Raw genomic sequence first — 20,477 nt, 5'->3', positions numbered from 1 at the left:
CTGACACAGGAACGGAAAGGTCACCATGAACCAGGGACACAGGCGCAACCGGAAGCGGCGCAACGCGATCGTCCTGGTCGCCGGGCTGGCCGCGGGCGGTGTCGGACTCGCGCTGGTCACCATGCAGGCCAACGCGACCGACGCCCCCCGTGCCACCACCCGCGCGGCCTCACCCATTTCCTGCCCCTCGGTGGCCGACCGGCTGCCGGACGTGCCCCAACAGGCGCGTGCGGAGGTCGACCGCAATCTGGAACTGCTGCGGTCCCAGATCGCCGAGGCGGGCAATCGGCTGGCCACCACGCGCGGCCAGGGCGGTCCGGACTTCGTGCAGAACGCGATCCTCGGCCCCCTGAAGGACAAGCGGACCGCCACCGTCGACCGCATCGCCCTCGCGATCAGCCGCACGGGCGCACCCCGTCCGCAGGGTCTGAGCGGCCTGGCCGCCTGCACGCTCGCGGGCGGCCGGGGACAGCAGGGCCGGGGGCAGCAGGGCCAGGGACAGCAAGGTCAGCAGGGGCAGCAAGGGCAGGGAGCGAGCCCGTCACCGGCTGCCGGCAACGGCCCGGTACCCGAGGACTTCGTGGACATCACCAAGGTCGCCCCCAACGTGCCCGCCCGGCCCCGGAGCGGCCGCAACGCCTCCAAGGGCGTGTTCAAGACCCGTTGCGGTGTCAACGCGGAAGGCCGGCACAACTCCGACAACGTGATCGTCGCCCCGGGAGTGGGCAACGGGGCCCACCACACCCACGACTACGTCGGCGCCATAGGCGTCGACGCCTTCACGACGGACGACACCCTGGCCGCGGCGGACACCACATGCACCAATGGTGACCGGTCGACCTACTACTGGCCGGTGCTGCGCGACCGCGGCGGAGTCGAGCAGGCGGACGCGGGCAAGCCCGGCGGTGGAGCCGAGGGCAACATCGGCAAGATCCTCACCCCCACGTCTGCGAGTCTCACCTTCGTCGGCAGCCCCACCACCAAGGTGGTCGCCATGCCGCGCTTCCTGCGCATCATCACCGGTGACGCCAAGGCCAACGCCAACGGCGGCGCCAACGCCAACGCGGCCTGGTCCTGCACCGGTTTCGAGAACCGCGTCCAGCTCAAGGACAAGTACCCGATCTGCCCCGCCGGCAGCGAGGTGGTCCGCACCGAGCGGTTCCAGAGCTGCTGGGACGGCCGGAACACCGACAGCGCCAACCACCGCAGTCATGTCGCCTTCGCCGACGCCCGGGGCAGGTGCCCGGCCGGGTTCAAGGCGGTCCCGCAGCTCGTACAGCGCCTCACCTACAGCGGTCTGGCCGGCAGCACCGCCTTCGCCGTGGACAGCTTCCCCGAGTCGCTGCACAAGCCGATCACCGACCACGGCGATTTCATCAACGCGATGCCCGAGCGGCTGATGAAGCAGGCCGTGAGCTGCATCAACTCCGGCCGCCGCTGCGGCTGAGCCCGACGGGCGCCCCTGTTCACAGCGGCTTCTCGAACCAGTGGTGGGCGTAGGGCTCGTCGTTGAAGGCGGCGACCTCGGTGTACCCGCTGTCGCGGTAGAGACGAGTGGCCGCCGTCAGCGCCTTGTTGGTGTCGAGCCGCACCCGGTCGCTGCCGTGCCGGGCGGCGCGGGCCTCGAGTTCGGACAGCAGGCGCCGGGCCAGGCCGAGACCTCTGGACCGCGGGGAGACCCACAACCGCTTGATCTCCGCGGGGGCCCCGGCCGACAGCTTGAGCCCGGCGCAGCCCACCGGCTCGCCGTGCAGCCGAGCGACGAGGAACAGCCCGCGCGGAGCGCGCAGTTCGCGCGGGTCGGGCAGCAGACTGTGGGCGGGGTCGAAGCCGCCGTCGAAGAGTTCCCTCAGCTCGGCGGCGTAGGACCGCAGGCAGTGCGCGGCGTCCGGATGATCGGGGTCGAGTTCTTCCAGATGGACCGTCGAGGCGGTCAGAAGTCGCTCGACCTCCGCCATGGCGGAGGTCAGCCGCTCCCGCTGCCGGGCGTCGAGCGGGTCGAGGAGGGAGGCGGCGAGTGCGTCGCTGCGGTCGTCGAGCAGCGCGCGCTCCCGTCCGCCGGCCTCGGTCAGCCGCACGGTGCGGACCCGCCGGTCGTCGGGGTGGGGTTCGACGGTGACGAGGCCGTCCCGCTCGAGTGCCCGCAGCAACCGGCTCACGTAGCCCGAGTCGAGACCGAGCCGCTCCCGTACCCCGCGGAGGTCGTGCGTGCCGCCGTCACCGATCTGCCACAGCAGCCGCGCCTGGCCGTAGGGACGCGCACCGCCGAGATAGCGGTCGTGCAGGACCCCCACCCGCTCGGCGACCGTCCGGTTGAAGCGCCGTACCTGCTCCACCTGCTCCTTCGTCATTCTCTGACTTTAGTCAGCTAAGGGCGGCGAAGTGAAGGAAGGTCTCAGGCGCCGGGGGGCGCGAAGTCGGTCTCCTTCGCCGCGACGATGCGGGCGCCCATGTTGCGCTCCATCATCTCCAGGGCCGCTGACGCCAGGTGGGGGTGGATCGAGGCGACGGCGTCCCTCGGCACCGTCACCTCCAGATGGCGGATGTGCGCGTCCAGGGCGGAGTAGAGGACGCACTGCTCGGTGACCTGGCCCGTCAGGACCACGTGTCCGACGCCCAGGCTCCACAGGAGGTAGGACAGGGGCGTCTCGAAGAACACCGAGTGGCGGGCCTTCATGACGAAGAGCGACCGGTCGTCCGGCCGGATCGGCTCGATCAGGTGGGCGTGCCGCTGGGACAGGGCCGCGTCCAGCAGCTCTCCGTGGTGCGAGCGCCACGCCCCGAAATTGTCGTTCACGTAGATCACGGGGACGTCCGCCTCCCGGGCCCGGCCGAGCAACTCGGTCAGGACCGGGACGACCTGCTCCGCGGACGGCACGAGAAGCTCGGCGTCCTCGTGGTCGTAGGTGTTGATCATGTCGATCACGATCAGAGCCGACCGCCCGGGGTCTGTGCCTCGTTCCATGCCTCCGCCCTTCTGTTCGGTGCCGTGGTTCAGGGGGTGCGGGGGCGTTCTGGTCGTGGAGGAGGTCGGTGCATCGGATCTCCCGAGTGGTGCGTGTGGTGCGGGTTCCGGGAACGTACAGCTGAGTACCCGACGGCGCCGCGGGCGTAACAACCTGCGCCGATGTCGTCAGTCTGAGAAGACGGCGTCGCGGTGGATCCACTTCGGGGTCGCGGGCCGCCTTGTCGAGGAAGGCGGCGACGTCCGCGCGGCTGATGGTCGGGTCGCCCTTCATCGTCAGGCGCTCGCCGACGCGATAGCGGCCCTCGGCGGGCCCCTTGGTCAGCCTGGTCGGCTCGACCAGCGTCCAGCCCAGCCCGCCGGCGCGGATCATCCGCTCGGAGAGCTCCTTGTTCGCGTGGATGTTCCGGAGGAACGCTCCAGCGCCTCGGGTCTGCGGGCCAGGACGCTGACCGTGTCGCCCGCGTCGAGGGCCAGGTCGACGACGTGGCGGCCGGTGGTGCCGGTCGCGGGCGGCGCATCCCGTGGACGCAAGCTGTACAGCCCCGCGGCCCTCAAGGATCCGGGCGACCGGGAGACGCTGCGGGAGAGGGCCGCCCACGGCTTCCAGGTGCGCATCGCCACCCGCCCCGCTGCCGCAGGGGGCCGTCATCATCGACCGGCGGACCATGATCCTCACCGACCCGGCGCCCCCGCCACGGCCGCCCACGGCCCCCCGCACCTACACCCGGAGCGCCTCACGGCCCTGATCGGCGGTACCCATGCGCTGTTCGAAGCGGCCTGGGAAAGCGCCGCCGACCTGAACGCCGCCCTCGGCTCCCGGCGGCCCCGCATCGACGACCGGACCGCCGAGGTCCTGCGCACCCTGGGATCCGGCGCCACCGACGAGGCAGCCGCACGGGAACTGGGCATGTCGCTGCGCCCCTACCGCCGCCGGGTCGCGGAACTGCTCGACGGCAGCGACGCGTCCTCCCGCTTCCGGGCCGGGGTCCGCGCGGGGGAGCCGGGCCCGGGGCGATCACAGGCGTGGTACGCGAGATCAGCGGACGGCGTCGAGCTGCCCGCAAGGCCAGGTGCTGCGGGCGAAGCTCCCGGCCGTCCCCACGCGAAGGCGCGGCCAGGTGCTGCGGGCGAAGCTCCCGGCCGTCCCCACGTGAAGGCGCGAAGTCGCGGCCAGAACCTGTCCGCAAGCCCGGCTACCGTGCCTCGTATGACGAACACCAAGCGGAGCGTCACCGGCACGGCACCCCTGCTCGGCACGCGTGCCCTCAACCGCGCGACCCTCGACCGGCAGCTGCTCCTGCGCCCCGCCCGGCTCTCCGTCGCGGCGGCCGTCGAGCATCTGCTCGGGCTCCAGGCGCAGAACGTCAAGCCTCCGTACTACGCGCTCGCCGCCCGGGTCGACGGGTTCACCCCCGAGGCGCTGTCGCAACCGATGGCGGACCGCGAGGTCGTCCGCATCGTCACCATGCGCTCCACCATCCACACCCACACCGCGGACGACTGCCTCACCCTGCGGCCGCTGGTGCAGCCCGCCCGGGACCGGGAACTGGTCGCCTTCCGCGCCGGCCTCGAAGGCGTCGACCTGGACCGGCTCGCCGGAATCGCCCGCGACCTGGTCGAGGCCGAGCCCCGCACCATGAAGCAACTGCGTGAGGCCCTGCTCCGGGAGTGGCCCGACGCCGATCCGCAGTCCCTGGCCGTCGCGGCCCGCTGCCGGCTCCCGCTCGTGCAGGTGACGCCGCGCGGCCTGTGGGGGCGCAGCGGACAGGTCAGCCTCACCACCGCCGAGCACTGGCTCGGCCGTCCCGCGGAACCGGCCCCCGCCCCCGACGCCGTCGTCCTGCGCTACCTCGCGGCCTTCGGCCCGGCCTCCGTCAAGGACATGCAGGCCTGGGCCGGCATGACCCGCCTGCGCGACGCCTTCGAACGCCTCCGCCCGCAGCTCATCACCTTCCGGGACGACACCGGCGTCGAACTCTTCGACCTCCCGGACGCCCCCCGTCCCGACCCGGACACCCCGGCACCGCCACGCTTCCTCCCCGAGTTCGACAACCTGCTGCTCTCGCACGCCGACCGCACCCGCGTCGTCCCGCCCGAGCACCGCGGCCGCTCGTGGAAGGGGAACATGGCCTACTGCACGCTCCTCGTCGACGGCTTCCTCGCGGGGCTGTGGCGACTGGAGTCGGACGCGCTCGTGATCGAGCCCTTCGACCGCCTCACCAGGAGCCAGAGGGACGACGTCATCGCCGAGGGGGAGCGGATGCTGCGCGTCATGCACCCGCGGTCCTCGTACGACATCCGCTTCGGTGCCGTACGGACCTAGAAGTCCGCTTCACGGCATGGAGAGGGGGCGTTGCGGGCCGCTCGTGGAGGCCCGCAACGCCCCCTGGTCTTTCACCTGAGGGTTACTCAGGAGCTAATGCACGGTCACGAGTTGACCTGCGTCGTGACCAGGTTGGAGAAGGTGGTCAGCCGGGTGTAGACACCCGGGTAACCGGCCTGGGCGCAGCCTTCGCCCCAGGAAGTGATGCCTGCCAGGACGCCCCCGATGAGCAGGGGGCCGCCGCTGTCGCCCTGGCAGGTGTCCACGCCGCCGGAGGTCTTTCCGGCGCAGACCATGTCGCTCTGCACGAAGTCGGAGCCGTAGGAGCTCGCGCAACCGGAGTCGGACACGGTCGGTACGGTCGCGGTGCGCAGCTGGTTGGAGCTGCTGCCGCCCGAGGAGGTGGTGCCCCAGCCGAGGATGCGGGCCGTGGTGCCGGCCGCGTACACCGAGGTCTGGGAGGAGGAGACGTACTTCGCCGGGGTGTACGGCATCGACGTCGACAGCGTCAGCACCGCCACGTCGTCGCCGTTGGAGGCGTCGGTGTAGCTCGGGTGGATCCATATCTTGCCGACTCTGGCGACCGTGCCGTTGGTGCCGTTGAGGTAGGTGCGGCCACCGACGACGCGCACACTGCTGGTGGTCTCACCGACCATGCAGTGCGCGGCGGTGACGACCTTCGTGGGCGAGACCAGGGTGCCGCCGCAGAACTGGTTCTGCGAGGCGTCCGTGATCTGCATGACGAACGGGTACGCGGACGTCGTGGTCGTGGTGCCGCCGACGATCGGCTGGGGCGCGGCGACGGCCGTGGGGGCGGCGAGCAGCGCGGTCGTGGCGGCTGCGGCGGTCGCCGCGGCGACGGCGGCGGCCTTCTTGGCAATGCTGAGCCCGAACATGGGTCTCCTTGGGGAGTTGCCGGTGGGGGGTCGCGCGGGTGGTGGTGCACGGGGACCCTGACGCCGTTGTTCGGATCTCCGTGTGCCCGGCGAGCGGCACGCCCCAAAGCTAGAGCCAGGACGAGGGGGCTCCCAATGAGGGAACCCCCTAAGGGAGTTGGGCAGGGATAACCCTCGGTCCGGCTGCGTAAACCCAGGTGGGGTCAGGTTGTTCGGCGGCCCGCGGCCAGCCGGACGATGTCCACCCGGGAGCGGATGCCGAGCTTGCGGTAGACCCGGGTGAGGGTCGCCTCGACGGTCTTGACGCTGATGAACAGGCGCGCCGCGATCTCCCGGTTGGTCGCGCCCTCCATCACCAGCGAGGCCACCTGACGCTCCATCGCGGCGAGGCCCTCCAGCGCGTCGAGGGCGGCGGCCGGCGCGGCGGCGGCCGGTTCCACCGCCGCGGGACCCGCCGTGGCGGCCGCGTCGACCTGCCGCAGCCAGGGCAGCGCGCGGCAGCGCCGGAACAGCCGGGCGGCCTCGTCGTACGACGCCGGTCCCGGCAGGGGTCTGGCACCGGCCCGCGGGGAGGCGGCGGCCTGGGCGCGCAGCCGGGCCAGCGCGAAGGCGGCCCGGGCCTCCTCCAGGCCGTACCCGAGCCGGCCGAGCCGGTCCTGCACGGACGTCAACCGGACGACGGCGGCCTCGTGTTCACCGCGTGCCGCCCGCACCAGCGCCTCGGCCCGGTCGAGGACGGCCAGGACGCTCTGCCGGCCCAGCCGCAGCGCGTGCGCCCGGGTCGTGTCGATGACGTCCTGCGCCTCACCCGGTTCGCCGATGCGGACGAGGGCCTCGGCGAGGTCGCCGTGCCAGCGACCGCGTCCGGGGTCGTTGATGCCGAGCCCCTGCTCCAGCTCCCGCACCCGGCGCAGCGAACGGACGGTGGCGGCCGGGTCGCCGGCCACCAACTGGGCGTAGCCCAGTGCCGCGAGGGCCCGGGAGAGGTACATCTGGTCACCGTCGACCTCGGCGTGGTCGGCCGCCTCCCGGGCCAGGGCCAGGGCCCGGTCGACGTCCCCGGCCGAGGCCTCCGCGAGGGAGGCGAGCATGGCCGAGGCGCCCTCGCCGATCCCGGAGTCCCGGGCCAGCCGCAGGCTCTCGCGGGCCAGGTCCAGGGCCCGGCCGCAGTGCCCCGAGCGCAGTTCCGTGTCGGCGAGGAAGCGCAGGAAGTGCACCTCGCTCTCGACCATGCCGCGCCGGCGCACCTCGCGCAGCAGCGCGGTGATCGTCGCCCGCGCCTCGGGCAGCTGGTCGCTCATGATCAGCCAGCGGAACCGGGCCGACCCGGCGCCGTTGTGGTGGCAGGCGACATCGGGGTCCTGGGGTTCCTTCAGCGCCCGCTTGACGGTCACGGGGGCGTCCGGATGGCCCATCAGGGTCTCGGTGGAGGCCTGGAAGGCCAGGGCCATCAGTTCGGAGCGCCGGTCCCCGCCCCGGGCGGCCAGCTCCGCCGCGTGCGCGGCCTCCTGACGGGCCTCGGCGAAGTCGCCCTCGACGACCAGGCCGCGCCAGGCCAGCTGGTAGTGGACCTGGGCGAGCAGGCGCGGGTCGTCGCCCGCGTCGGCCAGGACCTGCGGGAAGACGGCGTCGACGTCGCCGAGGGCCTGGCCGGCTGCCTCGATGACCACCATCCAGGCCCGGACCCGCTCGGTGGGCACGGTGGCACGCGTCAGTACGTCACGCGCGATGTCCCGGGCCAGATCGGCCTCGCCGGCGGTGATCGCGTCCTCCGCGGCCTGCAGACGCCGCTCGTCGGGGCCCGGGGTGCTGTCCACCGGGGTGTGCCGGGCGGCGAGTAGCCCGAGCGAGGCGGCCACGGAGGGAGCCCCGCGGTCCCGGGCCAGCGCACCGGCCTCGGCGAGCCGGGCGGCCACGTCCGGGTCGGTGCCGGTGGTCGCCAGGGCCAGGTGCCGGGCCCGCTCGATCGGGTCGGAGGCCGCCGTGGACAGCGCGGCGTGCACGGCCCGCCGCTCCTGGACCGGGGCCTCGGCATAGAGGGCCGCCGAGATCAGCGGGTGCGCGAACCGCAGGGCCGGTGCCTCGGGGTCCGTGGCCAAGGCCAACAGGCCCAGCGCCGCCGCCTGGGCCGTCTCGGCCTCGGCGTGCTCCCGCCCGGCCGCGTGCAGCAGCGCCAGCGTGGGACGGGCACCGGCGCTGGCCACCAGGAGGGTGCGGCGCGCCTCGTCGGACAGCATCTCCAGCCGGCTCAGCACCAGGGCCCGCAGCGAGGTGGGCACGGGCAGCGGCTCGCCCGGCCGGGGCCGGGCCGGGCTCTCGGCCAGGGCCCGGCCGAGCTCCAGCGCGAAGAGCGGGTTGCCGCCGCTGGTGCGGTGGATGTCGCGGACCGTCGAGCGGGACAGAGGCGTGTAGCCGCGGTGGTCGAGCAGCGCCGAGACCTGCGTACGGTTCAGCGGGCCCAGCCGCACGGCGAGCGTGTCGGGCGGGGAGGCCGGCAGGTGGCGGTCGTACTCCTGGCCCTCGGTCCGCACCGCGCACAGCATCTGCACGGGCGTGTCGCCCAGCCGGCGGGCCGCGAAGCCGAGCAGCTCCGCACTGGCGGCATCCAGCCACTGGAGGTCGTCGGCGACCACCAGCACCGGGCCCTTCGCGGCGAGGACGCGCAGCGCCGACAGCACCGCCAGGCGCAGCGCGAGCCCGTCCCGCTGGAGCGTGGACTCGCCGCGGCCGGTGAGCGCCGACTCCAGGGCGGTGCGCTGGGCGCCGGGCAGCGCACCGGACACGTCGTCGAGGACCAGACCGAACAGGTCGGCCAGCGCCAGGAAGGGCAGGTGCGATTCGGACTCGGTCGCCGAGCAGCGCAACACCGTCCGGTCGGCACCGCCGTAATCCGCGGCCAGCGCCCGCAGGACCGTCGACTTTCCAATTCCGGCGGGGCCGTGGAGCAGCACACTGCCCCCTCGGCCGAGCTGCTCACGTGCCGCCGTGAACAGGTCCTCCCGGCCGATGACCAGGTCGGGGCGGCTCCTGGGAGGCTCCTGGAAGTCCCGTCGCACGGTCACCGCTCCCCTCCCTGTGTCGTGTCCTGGCCAATATTAGGCAACGGTTCTTTGAATTTCGGAGGGACGGGGTCGTGAGGGAAATAACAACATGTGTCGGCGGACGAATTCACCGGGCTCCCGAATGCGGCGGAACACGAGGCCGACACCCTGTCGGATCGAACGATTGGGCGCAACGGAAAACACCACAAAACTACGGCAACCACCCCGCCCGGCGCGCGGCGACCACGGCCTCGCCACGGGTACGCGCCCGCAGCTTCCGCATGGCCGACCGCAGGTACCCCTTGACGGTCTCCGGCGTCACGCCCAGCCGCTCCGCGGCGACCGCGTTCGTCGCCCCCGCCGCCACACACGCCAGCACGTCCACTTCGCGCGGCGCGAGCCGGACCAGGGGCGGCCCGGCGGGCTCGGCCGTCAGCAGCGCACACGCGCCGAGCAGCTCCGCGCGCAGCTCCGGGTCCGCGATCCGCGGCGCCAGCGCCCGCAGGGCCGTGTGCGCCTCCCGTACCTGCTCCCACCCCGGGCCCGCCCCGGCACCGGCCGCGGCCTCCGCGGCGAGCGTGCGGGCCTCGTCCCGGACCACCAGCGCCCGCTCCAGGTCCCGGGCCGCCTCCACGGCCACGTCCAGCATCCGTCCGCCCAGCGGCAGGGACGTGCGCAGCGCCCCGTACAGCACCCCGCGCACCCGGTGGCGCACCACCACCGGCACGGCCAGCACCGAGCGCAGCCCCTCCGCGGCCACCGGGGCGTCGTACTCGTGGCTGATCTGTCGCGACGCGGAGTAGTCCGTCACCACGCACGGCCGGGACAGCGCCACCGTCTTGCCGCCGAGACCGGTGCCGGAGGTCACGGCCAGCGAACGCAGGGCGTGCGTCGCCGTGCCGCTCAGTTCGCTGATGCGCATCCGCTGCCCGGCCTCCATCAGGCCGCCGAAGGCGATCGGGAGGCTGGTGCCCCGCCGCAGACGCAGCAGCGCGTTCCGTATCTCGACCGCGTCGGACGCGTCCGTCGTCACCTGATCGCCCCTTCGCTACGGCTCCTGTGCGGGCGCACCCCCCGTTCGGGGGTAGTGAGACCTGCATCACGGATTACACGATGGCTCAGAGCCGCCCGGCAATGGTCCGGTACCCAGGAGGACAGATGACATCGGCGACGGAGATGTTCCGCGAGGCGCGGGATTTCCTGCTGGAACACCGCGACGACTACCCGGCCGCCTACGCGGGCTTCCGCTGGCCCCGCCCCGAGTACTTCAACTGGGCGCTCGACTGGTTCGACGTGATCGCCCACGGCAACGCCCGCACCGCCCTGCACCTGGTCGAGGAGGACGGCCGTGAGACCCGGCTGTCCTTCGGGGAGATGTCGGTGCGGTCGGCGCAGTTCGCCACCTGGCTGCGCGAGCGGGGCGTGCGCGCCGAGGACCGGATCCTCGTCATGCTCGGCAACCAGGCGGAGCTGTGGATCACCGCTCTCGCCGCGATGAAACTGCGCGCGGTGGTCATCCCGGCCACCCCGCTGCTCGGCCCGGCCGACCTGCGGGACCGCGTCGAGCGCGGCCGGGTCCGGCACGTCATCGCGCGCCCGGAGGACACCGGCAAGTTCGCCGACGTCCCCGGCGACTACACCCGCATCGCCGCGGCCGCCGCCGGAGCCGTGCCGGAGGGCTGGCTGCCGCTGGACGACGCCTACGAGGCCTCCGCCGACTTCACCCCCGAGAGCCCGACCCGGGCCGACGACCCGCTGATGCTCTACTTCACCTCGGGCACCACCGCCCGGCCCAAGCTCGTCGAGCACACCCACACGTCGTACCCGATCGGCCATCTGTCGACCATGTACTGGATCGGCCTGAAACCCGGCGACGTGCATCTGAACATCTCCTCACCCGGCTGGGCCAAGCACGCCTGGTCCAATCTCTTCGCCCCGTGGAACGCCGAGGCTACGGTCTTCCTGCACAACTACACGCGTTTCGACGCCGCTCGTCTCATGACGGAGATGGACCGGGCGGGCGTCACCACCTTCTGCGCCCCGCCGACCGTGTGGCGCATGCTCATCCAGGCCGACCTGACGCAGCTGCGCACCCCGCCCCGCGAGGTCGTCGCGGCCGGGGAGCCGCTCAACCCAGAGGTCATCGAGCAGGTCCGCCGCGCCTGGCACCTCACCATCCGGGACGGCTTCGGCCAGACCGAGACGGCCGTCCAGGTCGCCAACAGCCCCGGCCAGCCGCTCAAGGCCGGTTCGATGGGCCGGCCGAGCCCCGGCTACCGCGTCGAACTCCTCGACCCCGTCTCCGGCGCGCCGGGCGCCACGGAGGGCGAGATCGCGCTCGACCTGTCGGAGCGCCCCGTCGGCCTGATGACCGGCTACCACGGCGACGCGGACCGCACGACGGAGGCCATGGCCGGCGGCTACTACCGCACGGGCGACGTCGCCTCCAGGGATGACGAGGGGTACCTGACGTACATCGGGCGCAGCGACGACGTCTTCAAGGCCTCCGACTACAAGATCAGCCCGTTCGAGCTGGAGAGCGCCCTGCTGGAGCACGAGGCGGTCGCCGAGGCGGCGGTCGTGCCCGCCCCGGACGACCTGCGGCTCGCCGTCCCCAAGGCGTACGTCGTGCTGGCCGAGGGCTGGGAGCCCGGCCCCGACACCGCCAAGGTCCTGTTCGAGCACTCCCGCGAGGCCCTGGCCCCCTACAAGCGCATCCGCCGTCTGGAGTTCGGCGAGCTGCCCAAGACCGTCTCCGGCAAGATCCGCCGGATCGAGCTGCGTGAGGCCACGGCGGCCGGATCGGACGCCGAGTACCGCGAGGAGGACTTCCGGTGAACTCCTACAGCCACGGCACCGGCGCGACGGCGCTGCTCGGCGACACCATCGGGGCCGACCTGGACCGGGCCGTCGCCACATGGCCGGAGCGCGAGGCCCTGGTCGACGTGCCGTCCGGACGGCGCTGGACGTACGCCGAGTTCGGCGCGGCGGTCGGCGAACTCGCCTCCGCCCTGCACGCCTCCGGCGTCGCCAAGGGCGACCGGGTGGGCATCTGGGCCGTCAACTGCCCCGAGTGGGTGCTCGTCCAGTACGCCACCGCCCGCATCGGCGCGATCATGGTGAACATCAATCCGGCGTACCGCACCCACGAGGTGGAGTACGTCCTGAAGCAGGCCGGCGTGTCCCTGCTGTTCGCCTCCCTCAGCCACAAGACGAGCGACTACCGGGCGATGGTCGAGCAAGTACGCGGCCGCGTACCGGAGTTGCGGGAGGTGGTCTACTTCGGCGACCCGGGGTGGGAGGCGCTGCTCGGCCGGGCGACCGCCGACGCCGTGTACGAGGAACTCTCCTGCGACGACCCGATCAACATCCAGTACACGTCGGGCACGACCGGCTTCCCGAAGGGCGCGACCCTCTCCCACCACAACATCCTCAACAACGGCTATTTCGTGGGTGAGTCGATCGCCTACACCGAGCGGGACAGAATCTGCATTCCCGTCCCCTTTTATCATTGTTTCGGCATGGTCATGGGGAATCTGGCCGCCACCTCGCACGGCGCCTGCATGGTCATCCCCGCCCCGTCCTTCGATCCGAAGGCGACCCTGGAAGCGGTCCAGCAGGAGCGCTGCACCTCGCTCTACGGCGTCCCGACCATGTTCATCGCGGAGCTGAACCTCCCCGACTTCGCCTCCTACGACCTCTCCTCCCTGCGCACCGGCATCATGGCGGGCTCGCCCTGCCTGGTGGAGGTGATGAAGCGGGTGGTCGCCGAGATGCACATGGCGGAGGTCTCCATCTGCTACGGCATGACCGAGACGTCCCCGGTGTCCCTCCAGACCCGCAGGGACGACGACCTGGAGCACCGCACCGGCACGGTCGGCCGGGTCCTGCCGCACATCGAGGTCAAGGTCGTCGACCCGGCGACGGGAGTCACCCGACCGCGTGGCACGGCAGGCGAGTTGTGCACCCGCGGCTACGGCGTGATGCTCGGCTACTGGAACGAGCCGGAGAAGACCGCCGAGGCCGTCGACGCAGGCCGCTGGATGCACACGGGCGACCTCGCCGTGATGCGCGAGGACGGCTACGTGGAGATCGTCGGCCGCATCAAGGACATGATCATCCGGGGCGGGGAGAACATCTACCCCCGCGAGATCGAGGAGTTCCTCTACGGACTTCCCAAGATCCAGGACGTCCAGGTGGTCGGCGTCCCGCACGAGCGCTACGGCGAGGAGGTTCTGGCCTGCGTCATCGCCCGCGACCCGGCCGATCCGCCGACGCTGGAGGAGGTCCGGGCCTTCTGCGAGGGGCGGTTGGCGCACTACAAGGTCCCGAGCCGGGTACGGATCCTCGACTCCTTCCCGATGACGGTGTCCGGGAAGGTGCGCAAGGTGGAGCTGCGGGAGAGGTTCGCGGACGGGCAGAGGTAGAAGAGTTCGGGATCGCCTTCGTCCAGCCCGTGCACCAGGCCCGCCGGTTGCCAGCCCGCTTTCAGAAGCAGTCGCTGCATGGGCTGGTTGGAGACGTTGGTCGAGGTGAACAGCTTGGGGGTGGCGCACCCGGCCTCGACGCCGGTGAGGAGCCGGGTGGCCACCCCTTGCCGCCGGGCGTCGGGTGCGACGCTCAGCAGGGTGAGGAAGCCCTGCTCGAAGAAGGTGTATTCCAGTACGGCGTAGCCCACGGGGCCGCGGGCGGTCGCTGCCAGCGTGACGAGGCCTGCCTCGCACCAGCGGCGGATACTCGCTCGTCGTGCCTCGTCCCCGGATGCCGCGAGCGGGTCCGTCCCGGCCAGTGCGGTCCAGTCGGCCGGCCCGGCTCGGCGCAGCGTGAGCGCGGCGGGGTCTGTGGTGTCCATGGAGTGCATCGTCGCAGCGGCGGAAGCCCGTTCACAGCGGCTTTCGCATGCACACCCGCGGCCAGCGGTCCAGGCCGTGCCCGGCCTCCGTCGCGCGGATCTCGCGCAGGCCGGGCGTGAGGTCCGCCTCGGGGAGGGGCCGGAAGCCGAGGCGGGCGTAGTACGGGGCGTTCCAGGGGACCTCCGTGAAGGTGGTCAGCGTCAGGGCCGTCAGGCCTTCCTCGCGGGCGCGGTCGGCGGCGTGGGCCAGGAGGGCGCGGCCCACGCCCCGGCGTGCCGCGCGCGGGTGGACCGAGACCTGCTCGATGTGCAGGGCGCCGTCCACGGCTTCGGCGAGGAGGTAGGCGGCCGGCTGGGCCTCCTCGTCCGCCGCGACCCAGCAGTGGCCCACCCGGCGGTAGCGCTCCAGCATGTCGAGCGCGGGCGGTTCGTCGTCCGCGATCTCCGGCATGCCGAGGTCGCGGAAGGGGGCTCCGGCGGCCCGTTCGATGTCCTGGAGGGCCGGGAGTTCGGCTCGGGTGGCGAGGCGGATGCGCATGCGGTGAGTATGCGGGGCCGTGGAGCCTGGGGTCCGGGCGTCCGGGGTCAGGGTGTCCGCTGCCCGGCGCCGGTGGCCGCCAGCGTCTCGGCCGGGGCGTTCACCGGCCTCGGGGTGCCGGTGAGGTCCAGGACGAACAGCGGGACGCCGAGGGAGTCGGCGCGGGCGCGGGCGTCGTCGGCGTACCCGGCGAGCGAGAAGTAGAGGCAGTCCGCGGACTCCGTCATGGCCGTCAGCCACAGGCACTCCACGTCCCGCAGGGTCGCCGGGTGTGCGGCCGGGTCCACCTGGGCGACGACACCGCGGGCGGCCAGACCGATGCCGCAGGGCGGACGCTGGTCCGCCCTGCGAACGCCCCGGTAGCCGAGCCAGCGCAGATACAGGGCAGTGGCCGTGACGGCATCGCGCGCGGTACGGATCGTGACGGAGGGGAAGGGGGGCCGGGCGGGACGCGCCTCGGCGGCGACCGTCGCGGCATCTCGCGGACGGTCGGGCTGGTCGGGCCGGTGGGGCGAGCCCTGCTGGTTGTCCTGGTCGGCCGCCGTTCCGTCCTGGTCGGTCTCCGGGCCCTGGGCGGCTGCCGTTCCGCTCCCGTCACCCGCCGCGGCCCGCGCCGTCGAACCCCGTCCCTCCACCACCGCCACCCGCAGCACCACCCCGCACGCACACCCCACCTCCGGGCGCGGCCACTCACCGTGCCGACCGCAGGAGCCGCACCGCACCGTCACCCAGTCGTCCTGCCAGACCCGCTGCGACACGGGCGTCGCCGGGCCGTCGCGGTCCAGGCGCGGGGCGACGGGCGCGCCGCACACGCAGGGGTACGCCGGCGCCGTGTAGCGGTGCTCGCGGCGGCAGGCCGGGCAGCGCACCGGAACGGTCTCGGCCATGGCCACTCCAGAACCGTGTCGCATCGGGACGAGGAGCCCATCGTGCTCCCTCGGGCCCCGCCCTGTCCGGCGCTTGCCGTCTCTTGACGCCCTTCACCCGCCCCGCATACATTCATTCCAGATCGTAGAAAACAATTTCCGCAATACGGAAGAGCTCACCGCGGGGCGCGACGGGAGTGCGAATCCGACAGCCGAAGCAGGAGAACTCGATGGCTCGAATGACCGCTGCCCGCGCGGCAGTTGAGATCCTCAAGCGTGAGGGCGTCGCCGACGCGTTCGGTGTCCCCGGCGCGGCGATCAACCCGTTCTACGCGGCGCTCAAGGCCTCCGGCGGTATCGCCCACACCCTCGCCCGGCACGTCGAGGGCGCCTCGCACATGGCCGAGGGCTACACCCGCACCCACCCGGGCAACATCGGGGTCTGCATCGGCACCTCGGGCCCGGCCGGCACCGACATGATCACGGGCCTGTACTCCGCGATCGGTGACTCCATCCCGATCCTGTGCATCACGGGCCAGGCCCCGACCGCCGTGATCCACAAGGAGGACTTCCAGGCCGTCGACATCGCCTCCATCGCCAAGCCGGTCACGAAAATGGCCGTCACGGTGCTGGAGGCCGCGCAGGTCCCGGGCGTCTTCCAGCAGGCCTTCCACCTGATGCGCTCCGGCCGCCCCGGCCCGGTCCTCATCGACCTGCCGATCGACGTGCAGCTGACGGAGATCGAGTTCGACCCGGAGACCTACGAACCCCTCCCGGTCTACAAGCCCGCCGCGTCGCGCGCCCAGATCGAGAAGGCCATCGGGATGCTGAACGCGTCCGAGCGGCCGCTGATCGTCGCGGGCGGCGGCATCATCAACGCCGACGCCGCCGAACTCCTCGTCGAGTTCGCAGAACTGACGGGCACTCCGGTGGTGCCGACCCTGATGGGCTGGGGCCTGCTGCCCGACCACCACGAGCTGAACGCCGGCATGGTGGGCCTGCAGACCTCGCACCGCTACGGCAACGCGACCTTCCTCGAGTCCGACTTCGTCCTCGGCATCGGCAACCGCTGGGCCAACCGCCACACCGGCAAGCTCGACGTCTACACCGCCGGGCGGACGTTCGTCCACGTCGACATCGAGCCCACCCAGATCGGCAGGATCTTCGCCCCGGACTACGGCATCGCCTCCGACGCCAGGTCCGCCCTGGAACTGTTCGTCGAGATCGCCCGCGAGCTGAAGACGGCCGGCAGGCTGCCCAACCGCTCCGAGTGGGCCGCGGCCGCGCAGGAGCGCAAGGCGACCCTCCAGCGCCGTACACACTTCGACGACATCCCTATCAAGCCGCAGCGCGTCTACGAGGAGATGAACAAGGCCTTCGGCCCGGAGACCCGGTACGTCTCCACCATCGGCCTCTCGCAGATCGCCGGCGCCCAGATGCTGCACGTCTACCGGCCCCGGCACTGGATCAACTGCGGCCAGGCCGGCCCGCTCGGCTGGACCATCCCGGCCGCGCTCGGTGTCGCCAAGGCCGACCCGGAGGCCTCCGTCGTCGCGCTCTCCGGCGACTACGACTTCCAGTTCATGCTGGAGGAACTCGCGGTCGGCGCGCAGCACCGGATCCCCTACGTCCACGTCCTGGTGAACAACTCCTACCTGGGCCTGATCCGGCAGGCGCAGCGGGCGTTCGAGATCGACTTCCAGGTCAACCTGGAGTTTGAGAACCTCAACTCCCCGGAGCTCGGCGTCTACGGCGTCGACCACGTCAAGGTCGCCGAGGGCCTCGGCTGCAAGGCGATCCGCGTCACCGACCCCGCCGGGCTGGGAGACGCCTTCGAGCAGGCCAAGAAGCTGGCCGCGGAGCACCGGGTCCCGGTCGTCGTCGAGGCGATCCTGGAGCGCGTCACCAACATCTCCATGTCGACGACCAACGACATCGGCAACGTCGTGGAGTTCGAGGAGATCGCCACGGAGCCGGGCCATGCGCCGACGTCGATCAAACCGCTGAAGGTCTGAGACCCGCGCGGCAGAAGGGGCGGCCCGTCCGTGAGGACGAGCCGCCCCTCACCCGTTCCTGCCCCTCACCCGTTCCTGCCCCTCACCCGTTCCCGCCCCTCACCCGTCCCCGGCCCCCTCGAAGGGCGCCGGGGACCTTCACTCGCCGCCTCCGCCTCCACCGCCCCCACCGCAGGAGAGGAAGGCGCCGCCACCGCCGTTCGTTCCGCTCGGCGAGTCCTTGAGGAGGGCCGCACGGCCGACCTCGGCCCGGCGGACCAGACCCGCCCGCAGGGCGAAACGCGGCACCAGCAGCCGCAGGGCCCCCTCGCCGTGCAGGCCGACCAGCAGCAGCCGTTCGCTGTCGCTCAGGCCGTGCCTGCTCGCCGGCAGGGAGTGCTCGCGCCGCAGGTCCCGGACATGGCGGCGCGCGGCGCGGGTCGCGCCGAGCAGCGGACGGCGCAGCAGGCCCGCCTCGGCGAGCGGGATGCGCATCACGGCCACCGCGAGGCGGACCCCGGGATCCTTCACCAAGGCCGTCGGAGTCGCGGGCGTGCGCAGACAGGCGTGCACCGCGGCCGCCAGGGGGGAGAGCGGCTGCTCCGCCCGCCCGGCGTCCGCGACACCCGCCCGGACCGTCCCGGGCAGGCCCGCCTCCACCTGGCCCCGCAGATACAGCTCCACCACGGCGACGGTGACGGCGGCCCGCGAACCGCCCCCCAGCAGTGCGATCTCGTGCGGCTCCAGCCGGACCGCCGTACCGTCGCTCATGGCTCCACCCCCGTACCGGGTCCCGCCGCCCCCGTGCCGACGGGCCCCGTGTGACGAGAATGTGCCCGGCCCCGGGGGCGGTTGAAGCCCCCGGGGCCGGGTTCAGAGGATTACTTGAGGGTTCCGTACGGGCTGTACGACCGGTGGCGTAGACGCGCTCACGCCTCGTGGTGCTCCGACAGCCCCGGCCAGTCGTCCGGCCCGCCGCCCTGCCACTCCACGAGGTCGCTCTCGGCGACGTCCGTGACATACAGGTCGGCCAGGCGCAGGATCTCGGCGACGTCGTCGGTGTGGGTGGCGACGCCCAGCGGCTCCTCGCCCAGGGTGACCCGGCGGGAGCCGTCCAGGGCGGGGGCGTGGACCACGACATGCGGATGCTCGGTGGGAGGTGCCATGTCTTCAGGCTGCTGCGAACGGGACCGGTCCGCACCCTGGGAACGGCTGGCCGTCCGGCGGCGCGAGGCTGGGCGCGACAGGACGTTCGCGCCGCCGGACGGGGTCTGGGGGGGGAGGGGTGGGTGGTGCTGGGACCGCGGCGGGTGCGACGGGCTCCGGGCGGGCTTCCCTCAGGTCGAGAAGCCGGCCCGGGCCCTTCACCACCGCACTGGCTCGCAGCCGCCGCGGTCCGCGCCCTGACCGTGTCCGTGCCCGGGGGACCACCCCTCATCCGGGTCGCCCCGGGCGGTCGGACACGGTCAGGGAGTTCAGTCCTCGCGCAGGGCGCGGACCGCCTCCTCCACGCGCCGCCCGTACTCGGGGTCGGCGGCGTGGAAGTGCGCGAGGTTCTTCTCGATCACGTCGTCGCGGGAGACCTGGGACAGGCCCCCGGCGATGTTCGCGACCAGCCGGGACTTCTCCTCGGCGGACATCAGCCGGAACAGCTCGCCGGCCTGGAAGAAGTCGTCGTCCTTGGTGTGCGGGGGCGCCTCGTGGGTGCCGGTGTGGCCGTTCACCGCCAGTGGCGCCGCGAGCGGGCGGCCGGTCTCGACCGGGCCGTCGTAGGAGTTCGGCTCGTAGTTCTTGGAGTACCGGCCCTGCGGGTTGGATGCCATGAGGCCGTCCCGGCCGTAGTTCCGCGCGGTCGTGGCGCGGGGCGCGTTGACCGCCAGCAGGGTGTGGTTGACGCCCAGGCGGTAGCGGTGGGCGTCCGCGTAGGCGAACAGGCGGCCCTGGAGCATCTTGTCGGGGGAGGGGCCGATGCCCGGCACGAAGTTGTTCGGGGAGAACGCGGCCTGCTCGACCTCGGCGAAGACGTTGTCCGGGTTGCGGTCGAGTACCAGCCGGCCCACGCGCTTGAGCGGGTAGTCCTGGTGCGGCCACACCTTGGTCAGGTCGAACGGGTTGAAGCGGTAGTCCGCCGCCTCGGCCGCCGGCATCAGCTGGACGTGGAGCGTCCAGGACGGGTGCACACCCCGCTCGATGGCCTGGAGCAGATCCGTCTGGTGCGAGCCCGGGTCCTTGCCCGCGATCTCGGCGGCCTGCTCGCTGCTCAGGGAGCGGACGCCCTGGTTGGTCTTGAAGTGGTACTTGACGAAGAACGACTCGCCCCGGCTGTTCGTCCACTGGTAGGTGTGCGAGCCGTAGCCGTTCATGTGCCGGTACGAGGCCGGGATGCCGCGGTCGCCCATCAGCCAGGTCACCTGGTGCGTGGCCTCGGGGGAGTGGGCCCAGAAGTCCCAGACGTTGTCCGGCTCCTGACGACCCGTGAACGGGTCACGCTTCTGCGAGTGGATGAAGTCCGGGAACTTGATCGGGTCCTTGATGAAGAACACCGGCGTGTTGTTCCCGACGAGGTCGTAATTGCCCTCCTCGGTGTAGAACTTCACCGCGAAACCGCGCGGGTCGCGCACCGCGTCCGCACCGCCGAGCGAGTCGGCCACGGTCGAGAAGCGCAGGAACACCTCGGTGCGCTTGCCGACCGCGCCGAGGAAGTCGGCGTGGGTGAAGTCCGTGACGTCGTCGGTCACTTCGAAGTGGCCGTACGCGCCCGAGCCGCGGGCGTGCACCACGCGCTCCGGGATGCGCTCACGGTTGAAGCGCGCCAGCTTCTCCAGCAGATGCTGGTCCTGGAGCAGGAGCGGGCCGCCGACACCGGCGGTGGCGGAGTTCTGGTTGTCGGCGACGGGGGCGCCGGACTCGGTGGTGAGCACGCGCTGCGACATCGTGACCTTCCGTACGAGAGGGCAGCGGAAATATGTTTCCGCTTTGTGGAGCCTAGGGTCGGGGCG

16 protein-coding genes and 1 pseudogene are annotated in these 20,477 nt (G+C 72.3%); 5 read left to right on the top strand and 12 right to left on the bottom strand.

The window, feature by feature from the left end; genetic code table 11:
- The first annotated feature begins 25 nt into the window (after positions 1 to 25).
- Positions 26 to 1,447 (top strand): DUF1996 domain-containing protein, encoded by a 1,422-nt coding sequence (locus tag BJ965_RS07230; protein WP_184907906.1) that lies wholly within the window; start codon positions 26 to 28, stop codon positions 1,445 to 1,447.
- A gap of 19 nt (positions 1,448 to 1,466) precedes the next feature.
- Here BJ965_RS07230 and BJ965_RS07225 read toward each other — a convergent pair whose 3' ends face one another.
- The 3 genes and pseudogenes from BJ965_RS07225 to BJ965_RS07215 form a co-directional block, all read right to left on the bottom strand.
- Positions 1,467 to 2,351 carry a bifunctional helix-turn-helix transcriptional regulator/GNAT family N-acetyltransferase gene (locus BJ965_RS07225; protein ID WP_184907905.1) on the bottom strand — a complete coding sequence of 295 codons (885 nt, stop codon included), beginning with the start codon at positions 2,349 to 2,351 and terminating at the stop codon, positions 1,467 to 1,469.
- A gap of 44 nt (positions 2,352 to 2,395) precedes the next feature.
- The gene (locus BJ965_RS07220) at positions 2,396 to 2,965 is read right to left on the bottom strand and encodes a cysteine hydrolase family protein (protein WP_184907904.1); all 570 of its coding nucleotides are present in this window, start codon (positions 2,963 to 2,965) and stop codon (positions 2,396 to 2,398) included.
- Positions 2,966 to 3,230: 265 nt separating this feature from the next.
- A pseudogene (locus tag BJ965_RS07215) lies at positions 3,231 to 3,617 on the bottom strand (hypothetical protein); the annotation flags it as partial.
- Between the two features lie 558 nt (positions 3,618 to 4,175).
- On the opposite strand from BJ965_RS07215, the gene BJ965_RS07210 reads away from it, so the two are divergent.
- On the top strand, positions 4,176 to 5,291 hold the full coding sequence (locus BJ965_RS07210; protein WP_184907903.1) for a winged helix DNA-binding domain-containing protein: 1,116 nt from the start codon (positions 4,176 to 4,178) through the stop codon (positions 5,289 to 5,291).
- A 104-nt stretch (positions 5,292 to 5,395) separates the two neighbouring features.
- On the opposite strand, the gene BJ965_RS07205 is transcribed toward BJ965_RS07210, so the two are convergent.
- The 3 genes from BJ965_RS07205 to BJ965_RS07195 form a co-directional block, all read right to left on the bottom strand.
- Positions 5,396 to 6,187: a S1 family peptidase gene (locus BJ965_RS07205; RefSeq protein ID WP_184907902.1), complete on the bottom strand. Its 792-nt coding sequence runs from the start codon at positions 6,185 to 6,187 to the stop codon at positions 5,396 to 5,398.
- 203 nt (positions 6,188 to 6,390) lie between these two features.
- Positions 6,391 to 9,249: an AAA family ATPase gene (locus BJ965_RS07200; protein WP_184907901.1), complete on the bottom strand. Its 2,859-nt coding sequence runs from the start codon at positions 9,247 to 9,249 to the stop codon at positions 6,391 to 6,393.
- 190 nt (positions 9,250 to 9,439) lie between these two features.
- The gene (locus tag BJ965_RS07195) at positions 9,440 to 10,261 is read right to left on the bottom strand and encodes a helix-turn-helix transcriptional regulator (protein ID WP_184907900.1); all 822 of its coding nucleotides are present in this window, start codon (positions 10,259 to 10,261) and stop codon (positions 9,440 to 9,442) included.
- 125 nt (positions 10,262 to 10,386) lie between these two features.
- Here BJ965_RS07195 and BJ965_RS07190 point away from each other — a divergent pair, with 125 nt between their 5' ends.
- A complete protein-coding gene (locus BJ965_RS07190) occupies positions 10,387 to 12,066 on the top strand; it encodes an AMP-binding protein (RefSeq protein ID WP_184907899.1) in 1,680 nt (559 codons plus the stop codon).
- The gene (locus tag BJ965_RS07185; RefSeq protein ID WP_184907898.1) at positions 12,063 to 13,655 is read left to right on the top strand and encodes an AMP-binding protein; all 1,593 of its coding nucleotides are present in this window, start codon (positions 12,063 to 12,065) and stop codon (positions 13,653 to 13,655) included. The genes BJ965_RS07190 and BJ965_RS07185 overlap by 4 nt, the downstream gene beginning before the upstream one ends.
- On the opposite strand, the gene BJ965_RS07180 is transcribed toward BJ965_RS07185, so the two are convergent.
- The 3 genes from BJ965_RS07180 to BJ965_RS07170 are packed head-to-tail and all read right to left on the bottom strand — an operon-like array spanning position 13,547 to position 15,505.
- The gene (locus BJ965_RS07180; protein ID WP_184907897.1) at positions 13,547 to 14,080 is read right to left on the bottom strand and encodes a GNAT family N-acetyltransferase; all 534 of its coding nucleotides are present in this window, start codon (positions 14,078 to 14,080) and stop codon (positions 13,547 to 13,549) included. The two genes, BJ965_RS07185 and BJ965_RS07180, sit on opposite strands and share 109 nt — an antisense overlap.
- Positions 14,081 to 14,111: 31 nt before the next feature.
- Positions 14,112 to 14,618 carry a GNAT family N-acetyltransferase gene (locus tag BJ965_RS07175; protein WP_184907896.1) on the bottom strand — a complete coding sequence of 169 codons (507 nt, stop codon included), beginning with the start codon at positions 14,616 to 14,618 and terminating at the stop codon, positions 14,112 to 14,114.
- Between the two features lie 47 nt (positions 14,619 to 14,665).
- Positions 14,666 to 15,505: a hypothetical protein gene (locus BJ965_RS07170; protein ID WP_184907895.1), complete on the bottom strand. Its 840-nt coding sequence runs from the start codon at positions 15,503 to 15,505 to the stop codon at positions 14,666 to 14,668.
- A 209-nt stretch (positions 15,506 to 15,714) separates the two neighbouring features.
- On the opposite strand from BJ965_RS07170, the gene gcl reads away from it, so the two are divergent.
- Positions 15,715 to 17,499, top strand: coding sequence for a glyoxylate carboligase (gcl, locus tag BJ965_RS07165; RefSeq protein ID WP_184907894.1), 1,785 nt, complete (start codon positions 15,715 to 15,717; stop codon positions 17,497 to 17,499).
- A 138-nt stretch (positions 17,500 to 17,637) separates the two neighbouring features.
- On the opposite strand, the gene BJ965_RS07160 is transcribed toward gcl, so the two are convergent.
- The 3 genes from BJ965_RS07160 to BJ965_RS07150 all read right to left on the bottom strand — a co-directional run bounded on the left by BJ965_RS07160 (position 17,638) and on the right by BJ965_RS07150 (position 20,411).
- On the bottom strand, positions 17,638 to 18,249 hold the full coding sequence (locus BJ965_RS07160) for a TIGR04222 domain-containing membrane protein (protein ID WP_184907893.1): 612 nt from the start codon (positions 18,247 to 18,249) through the stop codon (positions 17,638 to 17,640).
- Positions 18,250 to 18,407: 158 nt separating this feature from the next.
- Positions 18,408 to 18,644 (bottom strand): hypothetical protein, encoded by a 237-nt coding sequence (locus tag BJ965_RS07155; protein ID WP_031134159.1) that lies wholly within the window; start codon positions 18,642 to 18,644, stop codon positions 18,408 to 18,410.
- A gap of 309 nt (positions 18,645 to 18,953) precedes the next feature.
- Positions 18,954 to 20,411 (bottom strand): catalase, encoded by a 1,458-nt coding sequence (locus tag BJ965_RS07150; protein ID WP_184907892.1) that lies wholly within the window; start codon positions 20,409 to 20,411, stop codon positions 18,954 to 18,956.
- Positions 20,412 to 20,477: the final 66 nt, after the last annotated feature.

Source organism: Streptomyces luteogriseus (genome assembly GCF_014205055.1).
Taxonomy (GTDB): domain Bacteria; phylum Actinomycetota; class Actinomycetes; order Streptomycetales; family Streptomycetaceae; genus Streptomyces; species Streptomyces luteogriseus.
This window is presented reverse-complemented; position numbering and strand designations above follow the sequence as displayed.

What these genes read in the sequence shown, in the direction of transcription:
- BJ965_RS07230 (WP_184907906.1), top strand. Translation starts at nt 26, where the DNA reads ATGAACCAGGGACACAGGCGCAACCGGAAGCGGCGCAACGCGATCGTC.
- BJ965_RS07225 (WP_184907905.1), bottom strand. Translation starts at nt 2,351, where the DNA reads ATGACGAAGGAGCAGGTGGAGCAGGTACGGCGCTTCAACCGGACGGTC.
- BJ965_RS07220 (WP_184907904.1), bottom strand. Translation starts at nt 2,965, where the DNA reads ATGGAACGAGGCACAGACCCCGGGCGGTCGGCTCTGATCGTGATCGAC.
- BJ965_RS07210 (WP_184907903.1), top strand. Translation starts at nt 4,176, where the DNA reads ATGACGAACACCAAGCGGAGCGTCACCGGCACGGCACCCCTGCTCGGC.
- BJ965_RS07205 (WP_184907902.1), bottom strand. Translation starts at nt 6,187, where the DNA reads ATGTTCGGGCTCAGCATTGCCAAGAAGGCCGCCGCCGTCGCCGCGGCG.
- BJ965_RS07190 (WP_184907899.1), top strand. Translation starts at nt 10,387, where the DNA reads ATGACATCGGCGACGGAGATGTTCCGCGAGGCGCGGGATTTCCTGCTG.
- BJ965_RS07180 (WP_184907897.1), bottom strand. Translation starts at nt 14,080, where the DNA reads ATGGACACCACAGACCCCGCCGCGCTCACGCTGCGCCGAGCCGGGCCG.
- BJ965_RS07175 (WP_184907896.1), bottom strand. Translation starts at nt 14,618, where the DNA reads ATGCGCATCCGCCTCGCCACCCGAGCCGAACTCCCGGCCCTCCAGGAC.
- BJ965_RS07170 (WP_184907895.1), bottom strand. Translation starts at nt 15,505, where the DNA reads ATGGCCGAGACCGTTCCGGTGCGCTGCCCGGCCTGCCGCCGCGAGCAC.
- gcl (WP_184907894.1), top strand. Translation starts at nt 15,715, where the DNA reads ATGGCTCGAATGACCGCTGCCCGCGCGGCAGTTGAGATCCTCAAGCGT.
- BJ965_RS07160 (WP_184907893.1), bottom strand. Translation starts at nt 18,249, where the DNA reads ATGAGCGACGGTACGGCGGTCCGGCTGGAGCCGCACGAGATCGCACTG.
- BJ965_RS07155 (WP_031134159.1), bottom strand. Translation starts at nt 18,644, where the DNA reads ATGGCACCTCCCACCGAGCATCCGCATGTCGTGGTCCACGCCCCCGCC.
- BJ965_RS07150 (WP_184907892.1), bottom strand. Translation starts at nt 20,411, where the DNA reads ATGTCGCAGCGCGTGCTCACCACCGAGTCCGGCGCCCCCGTCGCCGAC.